Genomic DNA, 23,327 nt, shown 5'->3' with positions numbered 1-23,327 from the left:
CCTTGAAAACCCGAAAATTACTGCTTCAAAAAATCTAAAATCAGCATTCTGAAATCTACATTCTTTTCTTTATCTTTGCACACTTAAAAAAGAGCACAAAATGGCACTATCAGAACAAGAAATCATCCGAAGAGAAAAACTTCAAAACTTACGCAACTTAGGAATCAATCCTTATCCGGCTAATCTTTTTCCTGTAAATCATACTTCAAAGCAAATAAAGGAGTCATTTGAAGAGGGTAAGAAGGTGATCGTTGCGGGACGTTTGATGAGTGTTCGTGATCAGGGGAAAGCTTGTTTTGCTGAATTGCAGGATAGCGAAGGACGTATTCAATTGTACGTGAATCGCGATGTTTTGTGTGAAGGTGACGATAAAACGTTATACAATCAGGTTTTTAAAAAATTAACCGATTTAGGTGACTTTATTGGTATCGAAGGTGAATTGTTTACGACTCAGGTTGGAGCAAAATGTATTCGTGTGAGCGGTTTTACTTTTTTGAGTAAAACATTACGTCCGTTGCCTTTACCAAAAGTTGACGAGGACGGAAATGTACACGATGCTTTTAATGATGCTGAATTGCGTTACAGAATGCGTTATGTAGATCTAACGGTGAATCAACATGTTAAAGAGACTTTCATCAAACGTACCAAGTTATTTACCGCTATGCGTGGTTATTTTAACGATGCAGGATATCTTGAAGTTGACACTCCGGTTTTGCAATCGATTCCTGGTGGTGCTTCGGCAAGACCTTTTATTACGCACCATAATTCGCTTGACATTCCGCTTTACATGCGTATTGCAAACGAATTGTATTTAAAAAGATTAATTGTTGGTGGATTTGAAGGTGTTTATGAGTTTTCCAGAAACTTCCGTAATGAAGGAATGGACAGAACGCATAACCCTGAGTTTACAGCAATGGAAATATATGTAGCCTACAAAGACTACAACTGGATGATGGAATTTGCAGAAGGCCTGCTGGAGCATTGTGCTATTGCCGTAAACGGAACTAGTGAAGTTACTTTTGGCGAGCATCAAATTAACTTTAAAGCGCCTTACGCCCGTGTTACGATGACGGATTCGATCAAACATTTTACCGGTTTTGATATCTCAGGAAAAACAGAAGAAGAGCTGTTTGAAGCTGCAAAAGGAATGGGAATCGAAGTGGATAAAACAATGGGGAAAGGAAAACTAATCGATGAAATCTTTGGTGCAAAATGTGAAGGAAATTACATTCAGCCTACTTTCATTACAGATTATCCGAAAGAAATGTCTCCGTTATGTAAAGAACACCGCGACAATCCAGACTTAACCGAACGTTTTGAATTAATGGTTTGTGGTAAAGAAATTGCGAATGCTTATTCTGAATTAAACGACCCAATTGATCAAAGAGAGCGTTTTGAAGATCAGATGCGTCTGGCTGCAAAAGGTGATGATGAAGCAAACGGTATTATCGACGAGGATTTCTTAAGAGCCTTAGAATACGGTATGCCGCCAACATCTGGAATGGGAATTGGGATGGACCGTTTGATTATGTACTTAACCAATAACGCATCGATTCAGGAAGTTTTATTGTTCCCGCAAATGCGTCCGGAGAAAAAACAAACTGTCGAATTATCAGACGAAGAGAAATTTATCGTAGACTTATTGAAAGGAAATGAGAATAAAATGGATCTTCAGCAACTAAAAATTACTGCAAATTTAAGCGGTAAAAAATGGGATGCGTCTATGAAAAACTTATCTAAACACGGTTTGACTAAAGTAGCTGTTGAAGGCGAATTTAAATTTGTGGAATTGGTAGGATAGTTTTTTAAAAATTCAAATTTTGGAAAATCCAAATTCCAAAACTGATTTATAATAATTCAAACCCGACAGGTTTTAAAACCTGTCGGGTTTATTGTTTAATACCATTTGATTAAAACGAGTACTTCTCCAACTTCTTCCCATCGATATCCAAAACCGTTGTACTTTCTCTTGTAGCTTCCTCTTTAACAACTTCCTGAACAGATGGATTTGAAGGATATTTTCCATTTTTCAGTTTTAGAAGATGAAATTTTCCTCCACTTACAGCTATTAGATCATAAAATTTCTCCGTTACTGAAGTGGTTACATAAATAGGGAAATCAGTTACGGTGAAAGAATTGATCAAACTTCCGTCATTATTCAAAATGTATCCTGAACAGCCTCCGCTTCCACAAAAATAAGGATTCGAAAAACCTACAAAGTACTCTTCCTTTTTATCATTATTTAAATCAAAAGCACTATAATAAAAGAATCTGTCGTCGGCTGTCAAGGCTGGCAGATCTTTTTTCAGTAATACTAAAAGCTGCTTTCTGATGGTCTCGACTGCTTTATCGTCTTTGTGCGGAGCATCGCTTACGTCTGCTGTTCCGGTTGCTGTTTTTGTTATGGTGTCAGTTGCGATGGCCTCCACAACATTCTCTTCTCCTGTTTTTTCTTTATTCTGGCAAGAAATCATTCCTAAAACCAGAAATGCCAATAAAATTTTTCTTTTCATGTTTTCTCTTTTTTTAATTTTTACGATTCCGTTTCTAAACCCGACAGGTTTTAAAAACCGATCGAATTTGTGATTCAATTTAAACTAACAAAGCGGCTTTATTTTCAATATCATTCTCCGTCAATAAAGACTTTATATTGTTAAAGGTAACCAAAGCGATCTGTGTTAAGGCTTCATTGGTAAAAAACGCCTGATGCGCGGTCACCAAAACATTTGGAAAACTCATCAAACGCTGAATGGCATCATCCTGAATAATATCGGCGGAAAGATCTCTGAAGAATAGTTTTTCTTCCTGTTCGTAAACATCAATTCCCAAATACCCTATTTTGCCTTCTTTCAAACCTTCAATAACAGCGGCTGTTTCAATCAATCCGCCACGGCTTGTATTGATAAGCATTACACTGTCTTTCATTAAAGCGATAGACTTTTTATTAATGACATGCTTCGTTTGATCGTTTAAAGGGCAATGCAACGAGATAATATCGCTGGACTTGAAAATCTCATCCAACGAAACAAACTGTACGCCATCTTTCTCCATTTCGGCATTTGTTACGATGTCATACGCCAGAACTTTACAGCCAAAACCTTTTGCAATCTTAGCGAAAGCTTTCCCTATATTTCCCGTTCCGATGATTCCGATGGTCTTCCCAAACAAATCAAAACCTAATAGCCCGTTCAGTGAAAAATTTTGTTCCCGAACTCTATTGTAAGCTTTATGTGTTTTTCGGTTCAGTGTTAAAATCATTGCCATCGCATGCTCTGCAACAGCCTGAGGTGAGTATGCAGGAACCCGACAAACTTTCAGATTATACTTTTTAGCAGCATCCAAATCAACATTATTAAAACCCGCGCAGCGCAAAGCAATAATCTTCACTCCTTTTTCAGCCAATTGTTTCAACACGGCTTCATTGACGATGTCGTTTACAAAAACACAAACAATCAAAGCATTTTCAATCAAAATCACGGTTTGAGGATTTAATTGCGTTTCAAAAAAATCCAGTTCAAACCCAAAAGCATCATTGTATTTATTGAAGAACGTTTTATCGTAAGGCTGCGTTGAAAAAAAAGCTATTTTATTTGTATTTACTGTATCTTTTAAACTCATCTTGATTACTATTTTTGAGGTTCTTATCTTCCTATTCTACTAAATTAAACAATTCTTCTGAAGTAACTTCTGATCCTGAAAAATCAACTTACTTTAAATATTCTTTTCCATGCGCTATAACAATTCCCTCTTTTGGACAAAGGCAGGAAACATCATAACCTAAACTTCTAAGGATCTCTAAACCATCGATAATTGCTACTTTATTACCGCCATTCCATCCCATTTTCAAGCCGTATAAAATGCATTCTCTGATATATTTTGGCCGATTTAAATTGACATTTTCGGTTTCTTTATCAGATAGTCTGGTTAACACTACTCCTGTATTTAAAGGGTTTCCGGCATACAGGTCTTCCCATGTAACAAAGCTGATTTTCAATGGAGTTTGTTTATGATCTTCCAGAAATATTGTTATCTCAAATGTTGCTGCTTCTGTTTCAAGCGCATATTTAGTAACGCTTTTGTACCAATAAACATTCTCTTCAACTGTAATTTTTCTTAATCCCATACGTTTAAATTGTTACGCTTTGAAAAACCAAACGATCTCTTCGTCTCTATTTTTAGCAGAAAATCCTTCCTGCTTCTTATGCTCTAAACTTCAAATGATCGGTGCTAAACAGTAATCCGATTCCGCTGTAAGGGTCTCTTTTTAGATCATAAAAATCATTTACGCCTTCCAGGTCTTTGTACAAATCAGAAATGATCGAAGCAGGCTGAAATCCGTCTATGGTGTGGGCTATAATGGTATCTGCCAAACAGGTCAATTCTTTTGTTGCATTTGTAACTCCCAGATTATTTCCGGTTTCCCAATCCCATACAATCCAGTCCCACTGGTGTTTTTTATGCATGCAATCCATCCACAAATACGACAGATTATTGATTTTTATCTTCCCTAATTCTTTGATTTTCCAGTATTCGACACTTTCAACAATAGCGTTTACTGCCGTATCCGTATCGTCATAAACAAAGTCCGGATTTGAAAGCTGAATAATCTTTACTGCATCCGTTATCCTGGTCGCAATTGTTTTCAACTCCTTTTCGTTAGGTTTCCTTAAAAAAGCAAATTCAATATCCAATCGTTCGAAAGCTACTCCTCCAGTTTTAAGCAACATTTCACCCGGAATACACGCTACAGTAGAATTTTCATCCAAAAATTCGGGATTCGGATCAAACGAAAAGTTCTCATCCTGATAAAAGTCGGCAAGATATCTTTCCTCAATTTCTTTCAACAATTTATACTGTTCAAAATACAAATCGTCTTTGACTTGCTCTTCACTCGTAAACCGACAAAAATAATCGGGTTGCAACAGCCAATACAAACAAAGAACTGTTCCTTTATCAAGTGTTTTTTGTTGGATCATCCATTCAAAAGGCTCGATTCCATCATCATAATTCCAGTTTTGAACAAACTGATGCCATTCTGCAGCAGTTAATTTCTGATACGACAGCTCTCCGTTTACCGCTTTTAAAACCCGGTTTCTATTTTTTTTGCTAAATGATTCTTCCATTTTTTAATTCTGACGATGATCGTTCCTGATTTCTAATATAGAAACAAATTTAAAAAACCATTTCTTATAAAAACATGATAAAAAGCATGAACCGCCGAAGACTCCACCTAATCCTCTAAATTCCAAATAACTAAACTATTACTCTACTTAAATTTGTTAAATAATCTATAATTCTGACGATCGGATTAAACCTCTTTAATCCGTTAAAGTCTAAACTATATAAACAATTAAAAAACGTACATCATGAAGAAATTACTTATCGCAGCTTTGTTATTCGTTGGAATAGCGAGTTTTGCACAAGAGGCAGATCAAAAACCTGCACGCGAACCAAGAGAAAGACTAAGTCCGGAACAACGCAATGAAAAGAAGTTAAAAAAACTCACTTCGGAACTCAATTTAGATGCCAACCAGCAAGCGCAGATCAAACAGCTTTTAGCGGACAGAAGTGCCAAAGCTGAAAAATATAAAGAAGACCGCAAAAGCAAGAAAGAAAATGGTACAAGCCTGACGACAGAAGACAAAGTTGCTTTTAGAAAACAAATGCTGGACGAACAAGCTGCTAACGATGCCAAAATGAAATCAATTCTAAATGCCGATCAATATAAAAAATGGACTTCCATTCAAGACGAAAATAAAGAAAAAGCAAAAGAGAAAATGAGAGAGCACAAAAAAGCAAACAACTAATATCGTTCATAAAAAAAGAGGCCTTAAAAGCCTCTTTTTCTTTGTTATAAAATCTTATTTCGGATTAAGAATTAAGTCTATCCTTTTAATACAATCCTCGTAATGATACTTGGTTTCTGCATTTACAGGTCTCGCCTTTGCTGCCAAAAGTGTCGTTCTTAGCGCATTCAACTCACCACGTACCAAAGCTCTCACATCAGACTGGTTTACATTATAATATACCACTGATCGGTCAGACGGCTTAATTTCTTCGGTCATTAATGCTCCCATTCGATCGATATAACCGCGTTGCAGGTTTCTTCTGTAGATGGTCACATTTCCGGGTGCTGCAGCTTCTTTCCAGATTCCTTTTCGCGTATCTCTCAATAAATCCAGTGCTTTATACGTATCTCCTCCAACGATTTCATTATCTACTAATCTGCCAATACGGCCAATGCTAAGCAAACTATTCAACTGTCTCACCTGTAAGCTTCTGAATCTTTCCGCATAACCGGCAAAATCAGTATTCTTCAAAGTCGTAACATTTACCATCCATGTTGGTGAAGCAAAAGCATTTGCCTGAAGCCAGTTCATTGCTTCAATCTGTTTGGTTTTCGGTACTACCTCGTAAACATTTCCGGTCTGATTTGGATTTTTCGTATTTTCATAAACTCCGCCAACATTAGTCACCACATGACCTACATATCGACTCCAAACGTCCAGCATTTCTTTGTACAATTCGTCCAGATCGTCGTAGTTATTCGTCACATTACTTGTCCATTCGTTCAAATGAGCGGCAACATATTCCAGATTTTTAAGTCCGTAAGTACTTGCTTTCATTGAATTATTCCCAATATCTTCTGTTTGTGAAGAAGGATCAAAAGCACTGCTTTGTTTTCCAAATTTGTACAAAGGATTTCCTGCTTTATCCAAAATCCATTTGTCTAAAGTAGCGGACTCGTCCTGAGGAGATTTCGCATTCGGAATCACTCTATACCCCCAGTTTAAGGCATAGTGATCATACGCTCCCATTTTACGAATAAAGCGAATATTTTTATCTCCCGGCTGTGCAATATAATTGTACCTTGCATAGTCCATTATACTCGCCGAAATTCCGTTTTGCTGCGTAAAATCACCATTTCGGTAACTTTCTACATCATACGCACAGCTTGCGCCCATATTGTGCGGAAAACCTAAAGCATGCCCCACTTCGTGAGCAATTACCATACGCATCATTTCTCCCATTTCCTCGTCGCTCGTCTGCAAAGTTCTCGCTGACGGATTTGCCGCTCCGGTTTCCAACAAATACCTGTTTCTGTACGAACGTAAATGGTTGTGGTACCAGATTACATCACTTTCGATAATTTCACCGCTTCTCGGATCTGAAACACTCGGACCAACTGCATTTCGGGTGGTACTTGCAACGTAACGAACCACCGAATAACGAACATCTTCCGGGCTAAAATCAGGATCTTCCTCTTTTGTTGGGGCATCTTTTGCAATAATAGCATTCTTAAATCCTGCCGTTTCAAAAGGTTTTTGCCATTCTTCTATCCCTTGTTTGATGTATTTTCGAAGTTTTTCAGGAGTAGCAGGGTCTAAATAATAAACGATAGGTTTTACCGGTTCAACCAATTCTCCTCTTGCATAGGCTTCCGGATCTTTTGGCTCCAGTCTCCAACGGCGAATGTAGGTTTTAAGATCCGATTTCAATTCATTGCTTCCGTAATCGTACTGACTTACTGTAAACCAGCCTACCCTTGGGTCTGCCAGCCTTGGTGTCATAGGTACTTCAGGCAGCAAAATCATCGATTGGTTCATTTGAATACTAATCGATTCGGTATCTTCCAGCATCGATGGTTTCGAAGCATTATACGTCATATCCTGAATTACCTCGATATTCATTGGAAAACTTTTAATCGTATTGATAAAACTTCTTGAATCGTCAAGTCCTTTTACTTTATACGTTTCGCGCATTTCTGACGAAATTCCACTGATCGCCTTAACATCTGTACTGTAAAATTTAGTAACATCAACCACGGTATTTGCAGAATCTTTACTAAACGCTACGATATCAAAAGCAAATAACGTAGGCTCATAATTATTTGATTTTACCGAAATACTAATCGGCAAACTATCATTGGCTACCGCATTGTATGATTTTGATTTGATCAGAATTTTATCCTGAAAACGCTGCCAGACTATTAATTGCTCATTGGTTTCTGATCCGGCGTTTACATAACCTCCACCCAAATTAGAAGGCAGTTTTGACAATCTGCTTACTAAAAGCATGTCTTTGTTCAGGTATTTATTCGGAATCTCGAAATAGTATTTTTTATCGACTTTGTGCACTTTAAAAAGCCCGTCATCAGTGACAGCATCTTTGGTAATTACCTTACTGTAGTCTTTAATGGCAGATTCTGGTTTTTTCTCCGGCGCGGCAGCTGCCGGGTCGTCTTTTTTTGATTTTTTCTTGTTTGATTGCGCAAACTGAGAAACAGGAAATAGCATAAAGGCAGCTATCGTAGTAGAAATGAAAAATTTCTTCATTTATTACGGGTTTAATGGTTATTTAATAAACAAAAATAATTTTTATCCTGAATATACACCCCAAAACCTATTTATTAACTTTTCATTAACTACTTGATGATTTTAGAGTTTAAATTGTGGAAATGAGACGGAATATTGTGAGATGTAAACTGTGAGATGTAAACTGTGAGATGTAAACTGTGAGATGTGAACTGTGAGATGTGGACTGCGACTGAACACTGAGACTGAACACTGAGACTGAAAACTGAGACTGAAAACTAAAAAAAAAGACCCAGCTTTACTAAAAAAACTGAGCCTCCAATTGAAAAAAAATATATGTTTTTAACTGCTAAGATCTAAAAGGTCTTTGAAACTTTATCAATCGCATTAATGGTAAAATCCAGATCTTCATAGGTTAAGGCATCGGTAATAAACCAGGTTTCATAAGCCGATGGTGCGATATAAACACCTTCCTGCAACAAGCCATGGAAGAACTTCTTAAACGTTTCGTTATCACCTTTTGCGGCAGTTTGAAAATCAACAACCGGATTTGCATCAAAGTGAACAGAGATCATCGATCCTACTCTATTGATAGTGAAAACAACATTATTCGCTTTTAAAACCCTGTCGATTCCTGCTTCCAAATAAGCCGTTTTTTCTTCCAATCGGGTGAAAATAGCACGATCATTATCCAACGATTGCAGCATCGCCAATCCTGCCGCCATAGCTAGCGGATTACCCGATAATGTCCCGGCCTGATAAACAGGTCCAAGCGGTGCCAGATAGTTCATGATTTCTTCGCGGGCAGCAAAAGCTCCTACAGGCAAACCTCCACCAATTACTTTTCCGAAAGTTACAATATCGGCATTGATATTATACAATTCCTGAACTCCTCCGCGAGCCAGACGGAAACCTGTCATAACCTCATCAAAAATCAGTAAAATTCCGTTGGCCGTACACAATTCTCTTAATCCTTCCAGAAAACCTTTTTGAGGTGGAATACATCCCATATTTCCGGCAACCGCTTCGATGATAATGGCAGCGATTTCATTTTTATTGGCTTCGATTAAAGTCTTTACGTTTTCTAAATCATTGTACTTCGCTAACAAAGTATCTTTTGCAGTACCTTCTGTAACTCCCGGGCTGTTTGGCGATCCAAAAGTTACTGCTCCGCTTCCGGCCTGAATCAAAAATGAATCTGAATGTCCATGATAGCAGCCCGCAAATTTGATGATTTTATCTCTTTTTGTAAATCCGCGAGCCAGACGAATTGCACTCATACAAGCCTCGGTACCTGAATTTACAAATCTTATTTTATCGATATTCGGAACCATCGAAACCGCCAAAGCAGCAATCTCTGTTTCTAATTCCGTTGGCATTCCGAATGAAGTACCCAATTTTGCTTTTTCAATTACAGCATCCACAACCGGTTGGTAGGCATGACCCAAAACCATTGGTCCCCATGAATTGATATAGTCGATTAATTTATTTCCGTCCTCGTCATACAAATAAGCACCTTTGGCACTTTTTACAAAAATTGGAGTTCCACCAACTGCTTTAAATGCTCTTACCGGTGAATTTACCCCTCCAGGAATTACTTTTTCTGCTTCAGCAAAAAGCTGACTACTTCTTTTATATATCATTATGATTTTAGATTTTTGAATTCTGATTTTAGATTTTAAAGAACTTAAACTAAGACTTAAAACTGTGACTGAGACTAAACACTACTTCACTCTAAGCTTCTGCCCGACAGAAAGTGCGTTGTCTGAAAGATTATTTTTCTGTTTTAAATCGTCAACCAAAAGGTTGAATTTTTTTGAAATCGAATATAAGGTATCCCCTTTTTGAACTTCGTATAAATTAGGATCGTTCGAATTAGCATTAGAAGGCGAACCGGAAGGTGAAGAACTTTTTACCGGAGCTGATTTCTCAAAAGGTTTGTAGCTTTTTCCGGTAACCTGACAATCGTACTGGTGCAGATTGTATCGTTCGATATAACTAATTAATTTATCCGGGTAATTGGGATCTGTGGCATAACCAGCCGCTCTTAACCCTTTTGCCCAGGATTTATAATCGTCTTTTTCGTAAGTAAATAAAGTGGCATATCTATTTTTGCCAACCAAAAACAAGGCATGGTCTCTATACGATTCTGCAGCTTCTGTATATTTCCTGAAACATTCCTGAGCCGAATCATCATCATGACGCACACTCTCTCCCAGCCAGTCTTTGTGACATTTAATTCCAAAATGATTATTGGCTTCCAGCGCCAAATCACCTTTTCCTGCACCGGATTCTAGAATTCCCTGCGCCAGAATAATACTTGCAGGAATGCCGTATTTCTGCATATTCCCTATGGCAATATCTTTGAATTGTAAAATATAATTGTTGATTAAATCACTGGTTACAACTGTTTTTGAAGTAGACTGGATGACCTCGGTTGTATTATTTGTAGAAGGGTATTTTTTACCAATTGGTTTGGTGTACGTTGGCTTTTTGGTTGTCGCCACTTTAGGCCTCTGGATTGCCGCCGCTTTTTTGGTCGTCGCGATAGTAGGTTTACTTGAAGAACAACCTACTAAAGTCACCAGCATTAAAAGTGCTATTATTTTTTTAACCATTGCTTTTGAGTATTGGTAATTTTTTCTGCTTCAATTTAATATTCATCCCTTCAATTCCCTGCAATCCGCCGGTATGGATCAATAAAATTCTTGAATGTGCAGGAAAATAGTTTTTATGTATTAAGTCTATAACGCCAAAAACCATCTTTCCCGTATAAATTGGATCCAAAGGCACTTTATTTTCTTCAAAAAAAGCATTGATAAATTCAATTAATTCCAAATTTACCTTCCCATAACCTCCAAAATGATAGTCAGAAATTAAATTCCAGTTATCTTTTTGTGCAAAAATACGAATTTCATCGGTTAAAAAGTCACCTTTTAACGCCGGAAACCCTAAAATTTTCTGATGCGGCAGCGCACTATTAATCAATCCCGCTATCGTGCCGCCCGTTCCTACCGCACAACAAACAAAATCAAAACGTGCATCTTCTTCGGTCAAAATCTCTTCACAGCCTTTTACCGCCCATTCATTGGTTCCGCCCTCAGGCACTAAATAGAAGTCGCCAAACTTATCTTTTAACTTTTCGATAAAGGCATTTTCATTTTTAAGCCGATACTCCTCCCGCGTCACAAATTCAAACTGCATTCCGTTTTCCTGAGCAAATTTTAGTGTTGGATTCTCTTCGATTTTATCCAAAAGTTCCTCGCCTCTAATCACGCCAATGGTTCTAAAACCCTGCTCTTTTCCGGCATAAGCAACGGCTGCAATATGATTGGAAAAAGCACCGCCAAAAGTCAGCAGAGTCTTTTTATTTTCGGCTTTCGCCTGAAGCAAATTGTATTTCAGTTTTCGGAACTTATTCCCGGAAACAAAGGGATGAATCAAATCTTCCCGTTTTATGCTCAACGAAATAGCATTGGGGAAGACGATATGAATTTCCTGATTCAAAATCTATTTGTGTTTTAAAGTTAAGTAATTTAAAAAGCCAAAGAAAGGTCGGTTTTTCAAATAATTTAAATGGGTTTCATTGGCGTAAGCTTCTCTCTCAAAACTTATATTGCGATAGGCCAGTTCTTTGTTTTTATACTGAATCAGCCGAATGGCATATTCTAAAACATAAAAAATATAAAACGGAATTACCAATAATTCTAATTGCTGTCTCAGGTGAATTTTTTCATGATGCACAAAAACAGCATTTTCTTTATCTGTATCGTATTTCAAAATGACAAACGGAAACACAGCCATTCCCCGATACCCTTTTGGAATTAAATATTTAGCAACAATCAGAAACATTAGCTGTAAAATTTATAAATTTGTAGATGAAAATTGTCCGATTTCATTAAAACCACAATCAATTAATTATTTTTGACTTTAAAAAGCGGGACCGGAACTCAATGCAGATTTATGAAAGAGCAAAGTAATGAAAATAAATTAATCGAAGGGGAAGATTTTTACTATACGCCCGAAGGTTATAAATGCTTTACTGAAAAATACCATCTGAAACGTGGTTATTGCTGTAAAAGTGGCTGTCGTCATTGTCCATATGGTTTTGATAAACGAACCGGGCAAATAAGAAAAAACGCCAATTAGAGAATTTCTTAAATTTTAAAACTAACTAATTTTACACATCGTTGCCCTGAGCGAAGTCGAAGGACAAATCAAAAATCTAAAATCAACAATCTAAAATATTTATATGGATATTCTGTTTCGAAAATTTAGGATTACCATCCACAAATCCTATCACAGGTCGGATATCCGTTATCCTTAGTTATTTTTTAATTAGAGAATGGGGCAATTTGAAAATGAGATCATTATTTTATTTCTTTCATTGCCATGTCGCTCCGATGGAGCTTATAGCCTATTTAATAAATCGCAGATTATTGCTTGCTTAGATCAAAACCTTAGCAGCTTAGAATCTTAGCAACTTAGTACCTTAAAAAAATGACTTTTAAAGAACAAATACAACAAGGAATTCCAACCCTATTACCTCCAAAGGCAACATACGATTTAGCTATTAACCATGCGCCAAAACGAAAAGAAATCCTATCAGCAGAAGAAAAAAAACTGGCTTTAAAAAATGCATTGCGATACTTTGAGGCAAAACACCATGCCGAATTAATTCAGGAGTTTTCAGAAGAGTTGGAAACTTACGGACGTATTTATATGTACCGTTTTCGTCCGGATTACAGAATGTATGCCCGACCAATTGACGAATATCCCGGAAAATCAGTGCAGGCAAAAGCAATTATGCACATGATTCAGAACAATCTGGATTATGCTGTAGCGCAACACCCGCACGAACTGATTACTTACGGTGGAAATGGAGCCGTTTTTCAAAACTGGGCACAATATTTATTGACGATGCAATATTTGTCTGAAATGACAGACGAGCAAACACTGACCATGTATTCAGGTCATCCGATGGGATTATTTCCTTCACATGCAGAAGCGCCAAGAGTTGTCGTAACAAACGGAATGGTGATTCCAAATTACTCTCAACCGGACGATTGGGAGAAAATGAATGCTTTAGGTGTTTCACAATACGGGCAAATGACCGCCGGGAGTTATATGTACATTGGGCCACAAGGAATTGTACACGGAACAACGATTACAGTTTTGAATGGTTTTAGAAAAATCAAACAAAATCCGGAAGGAAATCTGTTTGTAACTTCAGGACTTGGCGGAATGTCAGGTGCACAGCCAAAAGCCGGAAACATTGCAGGCTGTATCACCGTGTGTGCAGAAGTAAATTCGAAAATTACAAAAATTCGCCACGAACAGGGCTGGATAAATGAAATTGTAACCTCAACTGACGAATTGGTCAAAAGAGTGCTTACGGCAAAAGCCAATAAAGAAGTAGTTTCCATCGCTTACTTAGGAAACGTGGTAGACGTTTGGGAATGTTTCGACAAAGAAAACATCAAAATTGATTTGGGTTCTGATCAGACTTCTCTTCATAATCCATGGGCCGGAGGTTACTATCCTGCCGGAATTTCCTTTGAAGAGGCTAATGGAATGATGGCCAGCAATCCGGAACTTTTCAAAGAAAAAGTACAGGAATCTTTGCGCCGTCAAGCCAAAGCTATTAACAAACATACCGCAAAAGGCACTTACTTTTTTGATTACGGAAATGCCTTTTTATTAGAAGCTTCCCGCGCAGGTGCTGATGTGATGGCCGAAAACAATATTGATTTTAGATACCCTAGTTACGTTCAGGACATCATGGGACCAATGTGTTTCGATTACGGTTTTGGCCCGTTTAGATGGGTTTGTACTTCCGGAAAACCCGAAGATTTACAAAAAACAGATGCCATAGCAAGTCAGGTATTGGAAGAAATGGCCAAAACAGCTCCGGATGAAATTCAGCAGCAAATGCAGGATAACATCAAATGGATCAAAGGTGCGCAGGAAAACAAACTGGTTGTGGGTTCACAAGCCAGAATTTTATATGCCGATGCAGAAGGCCGAATTAAAATTGCCGAAGCTTTTAACCAGGCTATTGCCAAAGGTGAAATTGGAACGGTTGTTTTAGGACGCGATCATCATGACGTTTCGGGAACGGATTCTCCATACAGAGAAACCTCAAATATCTACGACGGATCACGCTTTACAGCCGATATGGCGATTCAAAACGTGATTGGCGACAGCTTCAGAGGTGCAACATGGGTTTCTATACATAATGGCGGCGGAGTTGGCTGGGGAGAGGTTATAAATGGTGGCTTTGGTATGGTTCTTGATGGTTCTAAGGAGGCTTCAAAACGTTTAGCATCAATGCTTTTTTGGGATGTTAATAACGGAATTTCAAGAAGAAGCTGGGCCAGAAATGGCGAAGCTATTTTTGCGATAAAAAGAGCAATGGAAGTTCAGCCTTTATTAAAAGTAACTTTGCCTAATATCGTAGATGAGAATCTGTTTTAGAAAAAGGGGACTTCGGCTACGCTCAGTCTGACAAATCAATTGCTCATTCTGACCAATAGCTCAGCCTGGCAGATCAAAGAGAACATTAAATTTTTAAACATATGAAAACATTCAAATTAGTACCCGTTTTTTTGCTTTTAATACTAGCATCATGCAGCACAGTTAGTGTTTACTCTGATTACGACAAAAACGTAGATTTTGCCCCTTACAAAACGTATGCTTTCTTTAAGCCCGGAATTGATAAGGTCGAAATATCTGATTTGGATAAAAGACGTATTCTACGTGCCATCGATGATCAAATGCAAGCCAAAGGTTTTACCAAAAGCGAAAACCCTGATTTATTAGTGAATATTTTTACTAAAGCAAGGGAACAAGTAAATGTAAATCAATTTAGTGCCGGCTGGGGTTACGGTTGGGGTTGGGGATGGAATCCATACATGATGTACGGAGGAAATCAGACTACCGTTTCAACTTCTACCGAAGGAACTTTATTCATTGACCTGATTGATGCTAAAAAGAAAGAAATGATCTGGCAGGGAGAAGGTGTTGGAACTTTAACCAAAAACGTTGCTAAAAAAGACGAAAAGGTTGCTGAGTTTGTAACTAAAATTTTAGCACAATATCCTCCTGTTAAAAAATAATTCATACATTTGCGATTCAATTATCTGAAATGAAAAACTTAAATAACATTATTATCTCTATTACTATTATTGCAATTCAGCAATAATGGCGAGGTAATATGTAAATAAGTAAACAAAATACAATTTATAAAACCTCCCACAACGGGAGGTTTTTTTTATTTAAAAAATATTGCAAAACATTTTATCACAGATTAAAAATCTTATCAAATCCTTTAAGCTGTGGCAAAAACAATTTAATCATTATGAATTTATTTAACGAAGTACTTGCTGCTAAAAAGCAACTTGAAAATGTAGTTGCCGCTACTCCACTCACCCAAAATTTAAATCTTTCGGAAGAGTTTAAATCGACCATTTTATTAAAAAGGGAAGATTTACAAATTGTTCGGTCGTACAAAATCAGAGGGGCTTACAACAAGATTTCCTCGTTAACTGAAACTGAAAAAGCAAGCGGAATTGTATGTGCGAGTGCAGGAAATCATGCACAGGGAGTCGCTTATTCCTGCCATCTTTTGCAAATCAAAGGCAAAATATACATGCCCAAAACCACTCCGAAGCAAAAAGTAAAACAAGTACAGCTGTTTGGAAAATCGTTTGTTGAAATTGTACTTACCGGAGATACTTTTGATGATGCTTATGCCTCGGCCACAGCAGATGCTGCCGAAAGCAAAAAGATCTTCATTCACCCTTTTGACGACGATAAAGTTATTGCCGGTCAGGGAACTGTAGGATTGGAAATTTTAGAGAGTTACAACGAGCCTATCGATTATGTTTTTGTGCCCATTGGCGGTGGTGGACTGGCTTCGGGGCTGTCTGAAGTTTTTAAACAACTGAGTCCAAATACAAAAATTATTGGCGTTGAACCCAAAGGAGCTCCATCGATGAAAACCTCTATTGAGGAAAAGAAAAACACCGCTTTAAAAACAATTGACAAGTTTGTGGATGGTGCTGCCGTAAAACAAGTTGGCGATAAAACTTTTGAAATCTGTCGTCATAATTTAGACGACATAGTTCTGGTTCCCGAAGGAAAAGTCTGTACTACGATTTTGCGTTTGTACAACGAAGAGGCTATGGTCGTAGAGCCCGCAGGAGCACTTACTATTGCTGCCTTGGATTTTTACAAAGATAAAATCAAAGGCAAAAAAGTCGTTTGTGTAGTGAGCGGAAGCAATAATGATATTGAAAGAACTGCCGAAATAAAAGAGCGTTCTTTGCTGTATGAAGGGCTGATGCATTATTTTATGATTCAGTTTCCACAGCGTCCGGGGGCTTTAAAAGAATTTGTAAACAACATTTTAGGCCCTGATGACGATATCACGTATTTCCAGTTTGCGAAGAAAAACAGCCGCGAAGTGGGTTCTGTAGTCGTTGGTTTAGAGCTAAAAAACAAAAAAGATATTCTTGCCATTAAAGTAAATATGACTAAGAATGGTTTTGAATTTCAATACCTCAACGACAATCAGGATTTATTTACGCAACTGATAGGATAATACAAACGGCTGTCTGAATTTTAAATCAGACAGCCGTTTCAAAACAAAATAAAATTACTACTTAAACTTAGGATTTGTAATTATTGTTTTACTACTTTTTTAGCATACGACGTTTTACTGTCTTTAACTTTTACCACATAAAGTCCTTTTGGCAACTTTGAGATTTCGATCTCAGTTTCATTTCCATTTCTAAATTCAACGGTTCTTTTTAAAACACTTTGACCTGTAACCGCATAAACTTCGACTTCACCTGCACCTGAATTTGGGGTATTGATTTTCAAATAATTATTTGTCGAATTGATGTAAGCAGAAAAAGCAGTCTCGCTTACCGTCACAGTCTCGGCTGTTAAAGCCTGTTTGGCGGTTGAAGCTTCAACCTGTACCAGCTGCCATTGTTGGTTCAAACCTCCTCCGTATGCCCACACCTGGATATTTGCACCATTTGCTGTAGAAACATTTTCAACATCCAATGATTTCCCGCTATTCACATTAAGAATCTGATAGTAACCTCCACCAACACTTGTAACGGTCCATTTAAATTCGTTTGAAGCGGAGAATGTTTTTTGCTGCACTTTTATCCCGTCGGCAGTACTATTATTTTCAGTTGCCAGATACATCCCGGTCGATTTCGCAATAATGTAGTAATTGCCGCTTCCGTCAGGAACAAACTTCCAACGCTGGTTGCTTCCTCCTCCGTTAGTAATGTCATACTGCTGAATGCGACCTCCGCTTGTTGTCGAATTATCAGCAACATCCAATCCTTTATTACTGTTTCTTGAAATAATATTATAGTAGCCCGGAAAAGAAGTTGACGGCGGTGCTCCTGCTGACCAGTTAAAAGTAACCGCTGATGATGCCGGAACTGAATAATTAAATGCTGATGCTCCTGAAACTACTTTTATGGTATTGGCCGATCCTGAATTATAAACTACAAGTGCAATAGAACCATCGGGATTTTTAAAACCTACAGTTTGAATTGTTCCGCTAGTACTTGACGAACCAATTCTTACTGCACCGGGTTTTACAAATTTTGAGATTTGACCAATAATATAATAAGCTACATTTTTGGTATAACTTGTACTATTATTAACGGTAATTGCACCTAAACAGGTACTGCATCCGCCCGGTGTTCGCGGTCCAAGACCCGAATTATTTGCCGCATTCCATTCCAAAACCGTTTTTGCCCAGTTATTGGTACTTCCAATCACAACGTTTTGCATGTGCCAGCCAAAATCACCGCTAAAACTTCCACCTGAGCCGGTGTATTGCTCTGTAAAATAAACGTTTTTGTTTGTTGCATTTCGCACTGTTGACATCGCAGAGATATTCCCCAAATACAAATGAAATGCTGCGCCGTCAACATAACTGCTGTTGTTCAAAACATCAATAGGATAAGCTGTATTGTCGCAGTTATGATCAAATGCTATAATTTTTATATTGCCATAACCCGCTGCTGCCATCTGTGGACCAAGCTGTGTATTGATAAAATTCTTTTGTTCTGTCGAATTCATCAACATACTCGGTTCGTTATGTGGATTTTCGGGTTCATTTTGAGGTGTGATGCCCCAAATCGAAATTCCCTGTGCCTGCATGGCCGCAAAATATTTCACAAAATACCTCGCATAAGCAGCATAATATTGTGTCTGTAAACTTCCGCCCACCCATGAGTTGTTACTTTTCATCCATCTTGGTGCCGACCACGGAGTTGCCAGTATTTTGATGTTTGGATTAATAAGCTGTATCTTCTTGATAATTGGAATCAAATACGTCAAATCTGGTCCGTTGAGACTAAAATTATTCATATTCACATCACCCGAAGTTTCATTATAACTGTACGAAGAACTGCTTAAATCTGAAGCTCCTATACTAATACGAATTACACTGGCATTCAAACCCGTCACCGGATGATACAAATCATTCAACAGCTGATTTTGTTGTGTTGCCGCCATTCCGCTAATGACTTCGCAACTGCCTTCGGTAAGCGTATAGCCAAAACCGTCCATGGTTTGATAGGTTGTTCCTGCATTAACAGTTACAGTAGAGGGATTACTTCCGGAATTTGTGCCGAAACTTACAGTGGCCTGCTGTTGCAATAATTTGGTCTGATCGCCGCTGGTTATCCACGGAGTAACTGTTTGACCAATCATATTAATCGTAAATGAAATCATAAAAAAGACATACAGCCATACTTTAGGATTCCTTTTCTCTGGTAATTTTGGGGTAGTTTTGTTCATCATTTTTTGGTTTTTGGATAATTAAATTTTTCTTATTTTTTAAGATTAATTTTGTTAATACCATCCAATATTATGTCAATTTCTTTTAAATCAACAATTTAAAAGCTTTACAAATACACATCATTTCAAAAACTCACCTTTACAAAACCTTATCCTTTTATTTTACAAACACTTGATTAACAAATAATTAAAACTGAAAAAATCAATCAAAATCCTACTCCGTCAATTTCTCCCCTGCCAAAAAGAAATATTTCCTTCTAAAAATTGCTTCTTGAGTACTGCGAAACTATTTTCCATTGAACAGAACAAATAACCTGAAAATGATAAATATCACCGATTACAGCTAAGTAAATCGTATTTTTGTCTTTCAATTTATAGTAAGAAAACATGGCAGCTCTTAAAGACATCTCAAACCTGGAAGACATAAAATTAATGGTAGACAGCTTTTACGATAAAGTAAGAAAGGATGATTTACTTGGCCCTATTTTTAATGGCAAATTGCAGGATCGCTGGCCTGAACATTTAGAAAAAATGTATGGCTTTTGGCAAACGATACTGTTTGATGTTCGTGCTTACTCGGGAAGTCCTTTTCCTCCACACAAACAATTACCGGTAGATAAAACTCATTTTGACCGTTGGACATTACTCTTTAACACTTCTATCGATGGACTTTTTTCAGGAACTATAACCGAGGAAGCAAAAATGCGGGCAGCTAACATGGCGTACATGTTCAATTATAAAATTGATTATTTCAGGAATCCCGAAAACCACTAATTTTTTTAAGCTGCAATTAGTTGGAGTCATTATTGGCCATGAAGAAAATATCCCCTATTTTTAAACCAAAATTGATGTTTAAACCCATAGAAACACAGGTTCTATAACCCTTAAAAAAGGCGGTTCACTTCATTTAAATGCACCTAGTGTCTCAAATCATTTTTCACTCCTACACCCCCAACAAATTAAATTTACACTAACCTATACCCCTTATCACATTTGAATATGAAAAAATTACTACTCTCTTTTTTATTATCTCTATTCTTTTTAAACCTCACACAAGCACAATCAGCAAAAAACACTTTGTACAAAGGAACAGTTGACGGAAAAATAAACGTTACCCTTTACATCAAGGCCGAAGAAAACCCATGCACTGCCGATTTAATGTACACCTCGATGTACCGTTATGATAAATCGGGCAATTGGATTCAGCTTGATATTACTCAGAACATCAAAAACGAAAATCAGCTTGCACTGGTAGAACATGCTTTTACAGGTTTGTTTATTCTTAAAAAAGAAGGAACTGCTTTTAGCGGTTTATGGATTAGTCCTGACAGCAAAAAACAATTAAAAGTGGATCTGAAAGAGGCTTCAATGACCAAAAAAGAGATTGAAAAATACGAGAAGGCACTCGAGAAAGTAAATTATGAAAATAACGATTGCTAGGCAGCAATTCTGTTTTTTACTGTTGTAAAAGAAATCCGCGAAAAATGCAATAAAAAATCATTTCGACTAAAAAAATTGTGAAGAATAGCAAAATTTAGCATCTTTAATTTGTAATTTTACATTCTAATCTACAACGTTTTCGAAATGAATGCCAGTATTGAAACAAACCCGTTATTAGAGCGATTGCCTAAACATTTAAAGCAATTTATTAAACCTCAGGATTATGGTGATTACACACCAATTAATCAGGCGGTTTGGCGCTATGTGATGCGCAAAAATGTAGATTATCTTTCAAGAGTAGCACACCATTCTTATCTGGATGGTTTGAAAAAAACGGGTATCGAAATTGACTCCATTCCAAGTATGTACGGAATGAATCGAATACTAACTGAAATTGGATGGGCAGCTGTTGCAGTAGACGGATTTATTCCGCCGAATGCTTTTATGGAATTTCAGGCGTATAACGTTTTGGTTATTGCTTCAGACATTCGTCAATTAGAACATATCGAATATACTCCGGCACCAGATATTATCCATGAAGGCGCAGGTCATGCACCTATTATTGCCAATCCGGAATATGCAGAGTATTTAAGACGTTTTGGAGAAATTGGCTGTAAAGCCATCTCCTCTCATAAAGATTATCAGATGTATGAAGCGATCCGACTGCTTTCTATTTTGAAAGAAGCCGAAGATACGCCTCAGGAAAAAATAGACGAAGCTGAAAAAGCGGTTGCCGATTTACAAAACAATATGGGTGAATTGTCTGAAATGGCCCAAATTCGAAACCTGCATTGGTGGACGGTAGAATATGGTTTGATCGGAACAGTTGAAGATCCAAAAATATATGGCGCAGGTTTACTATCCTCTATCGGAGAAAGTGCCTGGTGTATGACGGATAATGTGAAAAAAATCCCGTATAACATCTCTGCTGCCAATCAGAATTTTGATATCACCCAGTTGCAGCCTCAGCTTTATGTAACACCAAATTTTTCTTATTTGAGTTTGGTTTTAGAAGAATTTGCCAATAAAATGGCTTTAAGAACCGGAGGTTTATCCGGAATACAAAAACTAATTCATTCCAATGCTTTAGGAACTATTGAACTGAGTACCGGTTTACAAGTTTCAGGAGTATTTACCAATGTTCTGGAAGATGAAGGAAAACCAATATACATTCAGACTACCGGAAAAACGGCTTTATCGTACCGCGAAAAAGAATTGGTTGGTCACGGAACTTTAACGCATCCACACGGATTCGGAAGTCCGATTGGGAAACTGAAAGGCTTTAACCTGGCGATTGAAGACATGAGTCCAATGGATTTACAGGCTTATTCGATTGTAGAAAATGAAACCGTAAAATTAGAATTCGAAGGTAATATTATTGTTGAAGGTGAAATCATTACAGGCTCCAGAAACCTGCATGGTGAAATCATTCTGATCAGTTTCAGAAATTGTACGGTAACACATGGAGAGACCCTTTTGTTTCAGCCTGAATGGGGGAACTATGATATGGCGATTGGTAAAAAAGTCGTTTCGGCTTTTTCTGGTCCAGCCGATGTAAATAGTTTCGATCTGATCAATACTGTACCCAAAACAACTACTATAAAAGCAAAACATTCAGACGAACGTGACGACTTAGAAGTCCTGTATCAAACTGTTCGTATGATTAGAGAAAATAAAGGGGCAACGACTGAATTAAAGGATGTATTTTACAAATTAAAAGAAAGCCACCCTAATGATTGGTTACTGGCCGTTGAAATTACCGAGCTTTTAGAACACTCCAATGAGAAACAGCTTTTACAGGAGGTTTTAGTTCATCTGGATCAGTTGAAGCTGAAACGTCCGGAAGTAGCCCATTTGATTTCGGGAGGTTTGGATTTGATTTTTGATAAGGAAGCGGTTTAGTTTAGAAGTTATTGTAAGTTGCTAAGCTTCTGAGATACTAAGGTTCTGAGTTTAAAAAAAAAAAAAAAACTTGTCATTTTTGACAAACAATAGCAATCTGGTTGAAAATAAAAACTTAGAACCTTAGTATCTTAGCGTCTTAGTACCTCAAATAATCAAAGCTTCAAATCCTGATTCAGTTCTTTCTCAGATTCAATAGTTTTACCGTTGTATTGCAGTTTCCAGCCCATTGAATTGGTCAGGATTAAGATTTTAGACAACTCGCTGATTAATCGGTTCTGAGCATTTGTTTTCAGTGTAGAGCCCTCTATTTTTTTAGCCAGATTCGCTTTTACCGATTTATTGATTTTGTTGTAATCGTCTCCGGTAAATGGATTCAGTTTGCTTTGTTCTACATCATAAAACTGTATGTCCGGATTGATGGTAATTTCTTCTTTTGGAATGTTTAAAATCGTAATCGTTTTGTTCTTCTCGTCGATATCGTACTTCATTTTATGCAAATCGTAGGCTACGGTAACATTTGCATTGACCACTACAAGTGCTTTCTTCTCAAAAGAAACCATGTCCATTAAATACTTCTGCTGATTTTTATAGGTAATGACTTCAGAGAAATGCCCTTCGGTAACGACTAACTTTCCAACATTTAAGATTTGCTGCTGAATCAGATTGGTATTATAGTCGATAGTCGAATCGTCGTCTTTTTTGAATTCACAATACTTGAAAGCCAGTACTATAACCAGTACGACCGCGACCAAAACTATTATTCTCTTTATTAAATTTTGCATTCTATTAATTTATTAGACCAATTTACTTCTTTTTTTCAAGAGGTTA

The 23,327-nt window shown here is 37.4% G+C and carries 20 protein-coding genes; 9 read left to right on the top strand and 11 right to left on the bottom strand.

The genetic code is table 11. From position 1 onward, the window contains the following. Window positions 1-100: 100 nt before the first annotated feature. A complete protein-coding gene (gene lysS, locus OLM61_RS12435; protein ID WP_017496702.1) occupies window positions 101-1,801 on the top strand; it encodes a lysine--tRNA ligase in 1,701 nt (566 codons plus the stop codon). 109 nt (window positions 1,802-1,910) lie between these two features. On the opposite strand, the gene OLM61_RS12430 is transcribed toward lysS, so the two are convergent. From OLM61_RS12430 to OLM61_RS12415, 4 genes are all read right to left on the bottom strand, one after another. Then, complete coding sequence (locus OLM61_RS12430; RefSeq protein WP_264522992.1) at window positions 1,911-2,513, bottom strand: hypothetical protein; 603 nt, start codon at window positions 2,511-2,513, stop codon at window positions 1,911-1,913. A gap of 79 nt (window positions 2,514-2,592) precedes the next feature. Continuing rightward, window positions 2,593-3,618, bottom strand: a complete 1,026-nt coding sequence (locus tag OLM61_RS12425) for a 2-hydroxyacid dehydrogenase (protein WP_264522991.1) — start codon at window positions 3,616-3,618, stop codon at window positions 2,593-2,595. An 88-nt stretch (window positions 3,619-3,706) separates the two neighbouring features. After that, the gene (locus OLM61_RS12420; protein ID WP_264522990.1) at window positions 3,707-4,123 is read right to left on the bottom strand and encodes a hypothetical protein; all 417 of its coding nucleotides are present in this window, start codon (window positions 4,121-4,123) and stop codon (window positions 3,707-3,709) included. A gap of 76 nt (window positions 4,124-4,199) precedes the next feature. Beyond that, the gene (locus OLM61_RS12415) at window positions 4,200-5,123 is read right to left on the bottom strand and encodes a DUF4274 domain-containing protein (RefSeq protein WP_264522989.1); all 924 of its coding nucleotides are present in this window, start codon (window positions 5,121-5,123) and stop codon (window positions 4,200-4,202) included. 243 nt (window positions 5,124-5,366) lie between these two features. On the opposite strand from OLM61_RS12415, the gene OLM61_RS12410 reads away from it, so the two are divergent. Further along, window positions 5,367-5,807, top strand: coding sequence for a hypothetical protein (locus tag OLM61_RS12410; protein WP_264522988.1), 441 nt, complete (start codon window positions 5,367-5,369; stop codon window positions 5,805-5,807). A 54-nt stretch (window positions 5,808-5,861) separates the two neighbouring features. Here the strand turns inward: OLM61_RS12410 and OLM61_RS12405 are convergent, their stop codons facing one another. The 5 genes from OLM61_RS12405 to OLM61_RS12385 all read right to left on the bottom strand — a co-directional run bounded on the left by OLM61_RS12405 (window position 5,862) and on the right by OLM61_RS12385 (window position 12,167). Next, window positions 5,862-8,336 carry a zinc-dependent metalloprotease gene (locus OLM61_RS12405; RefSeq protein WP_264522987.1) on the bottom strand — a complete coding sequence of 825 codons (2,475 nt, stop codon included), beginning with the start codon at window positions 8,334-8,336 and terminating at the stop codon, window positions 5,862-5,864. A gap of 335 nt (window positions 8,337-8,671) precedes the next feature. Next, window positions 8,672-9,958, bottom strand: a complete 1,287-nt coding sequence (hemL, locus tag OLM61_RS12400) for a glutamate-1-semialdehyde 2,1-aminomutase (RefSeq protein WP_264522986.1) — start codon at window positions 9,956-9,958, stop codon at window positions 8,672-8,674. Window positions 9,959-10,039: 81 nt separating this feature from the next. After that, a complete protein-coding gene (locus OLM61_RS12395) occupies window positions 10,040-10,933 on the bottom strand; it encodes a glucosaminidase domain-containing protein (RefSeq protein ID WP_264522985.1) in 894 nt (297 codons plus the stop codon). After that, the gene (locus tag OLM61_RS12390) at window positions 10,926-11,822 is read right to left on the bottom strand and encodes a 1-aminocyclopropane-1-carboxylate deaminase/D-cysteine desulfhydrase (RefSeq protein WP_264522984.1); all 897 of its coding nucleotides are present in this window, start codon (window positions 11,820-11,822) and stop codon (window positions 10,926-10,928) included. Before OLM61_RS12390 ends, OLM61_RS12395 begins: the two co-directional genes overlap by 8 nt. Before the next feature lie 3 nt (window positions 11,823-11,825). Beyond that, on the bottom strand, window positions 11,826-12,167 hold the full coding sequence (locus OLM61_RS12385) for a hypothetical protein (RefSeq protein WP_264522983.1): 342 nt from the start codon (window positions 12,165-12,167) through the stop codon (window positions 11,826-11,828). Between the two features lie 111 nt (window positions 12,168-12,278). On the opposite strand from OLM61_RS12385, the gene OLM61_RS12380 reads away from it, so the two are divergent. From OLM61_RS12380 to ilvA, 4 genes are all read left to right on the top strand, one after another. Next, window positions 12,279-12,464: a DUF5522 domain-containing protein gene (locus tag OLM61_RS12380; RefSeq protein WP_264522982.1), complete on the top strand. Its 186-nt coding sequence runs from the start codon at window positions 12,279-12,281 to the stop codon at window positions 12,462-12,464. 351 nt (window positions 12,465-12,815) lie between these two features. Continuing rightward, window positions 12,816-14,792 (top strand): urocanate hydratase, encoded by a 1,977-nt coding sequence (locus OLM61_RS12375; protein WP_264522981.1) that lies wholly within the window; start codon window positions 12,816-12,818, stop codon window positions 14,790-14,792. Between the two features lie 101 nt (window positions 14,793-14,893). After that, window positions 14,894-15,433 (top strand): DUF4136 domain-containing protein, encoded by a 540-nt coding sequence (locus OLM61_RS12370; RefSeq protein WP_264522980.1) that lies wholly within the window; start codon window positions 14,894-14,896, stop codon window positions 15,431-15,433. Window positions 15,434-15,675: 242 nt separating this feature from the next. After that, on the top strand, window positions 15,676-16,920 hold the full coding sequence (gene ilvA, locus OLM61_RS12365) for a threonine ammonia-lyase IlvA (RefSeq protein WP_264522979.1): 1,245 nt from the start codon (window positions 15,676-15,678) through the stop codon (window positions 16,918-16,920). Between the two features lie 80 nt (window positions 16,921-17,000). On the opposite strand, the gene OLM61_RS12360 is transcribed toward ilvA, so the two are convergent. Continuing rightward, a complete protein-coding gene (locus tag OLM61_RS12360) occupies window positions 17,001-19,157 on the bottom strand; it encodes an RICIN domain-containing protein (RefSeq protein ID WP_264522978.1) in 2,157 nt (718 codons plus the stop codon). Between the two features lie 384 nt (window positions 19,158-19,541). On the opposite strand from OLM61_RS12360, the gene OLM61_RS12355 reads away from it, so the two are divergent. The 3 genes from OLM61_RS12355 to OLM61_RS12345 all read left to right on the top strand — a co-directional run bounded on the left by OLM61_RS12355 (window position 19,542) and on the right by OLM61_RS12345 (window position 22,496). Further along, window positions 19,542-19,928 (top strand): group III truncated hemoglobin, encoded by a 387-nt coding sequence (locus tag OLM61_RS12355; RefSeq protein ID WP_264522977.1) that lies wholly within the window; start codon window positions 19,542-19,544, stop codon window positions 19,926-19,928. A gap of 225 nt (window positions 19,929-20,153) precedes the next feature. Beyond that, the gene (locus OLM61_RS12350; RefSeq protein ID WP_264522976.1) at window positions 20,154-20,594 is read left to right on the top strand and encodes a hypothetical protein; all 441 of its coding nucleotides are present in this window, start codon (window positions 20,154-20,156) and stop codon (window positions 20,592-20,594) included. 144 nt (window positions 20,595-20,738) lie between these two features. After that, a complete protein-coding gene (locus tag OLM61_RS12345) occupies window positions 20,739-22,496 on the top strand; it encodes an aromatic amino acid hydroxylase (protein ID WP_264522975.1) in 1,758 nt (585 codons plus the stop codon). 155 nt (window positions 22,497-22,651) lie between these two features. On the opposite strand, the gene OLM61_RS12340 is transcribed toward OLM61_RS12345, so the two are convergent. Beyond that, window positions 22,652-23,281: a DUF4230 domain-containing protein gene (locus tag OLM61_RS12340; RefSeq protein ID WP_173964667.1), complete on the bottom strand. Its 630-nt coding sequence runs from the start codon at window positions 23,279-23,281 to the stop codon at window positions 22,652-22,654. Window positions 23,282-23,327 lie beyond the last annotated feature (46 nt).

Source organism: Flavobacterium sp. N502536 (assembly GCF_025947345.1).
GTDB lineage: Bacteria > Bacteroidota > Bacteroidia > Flavobacteriales > Flavobacteriaceae > Flavobacterium.
This window is presented reverse-complemented; position numbering and strand designations above follow the sequence as displayed.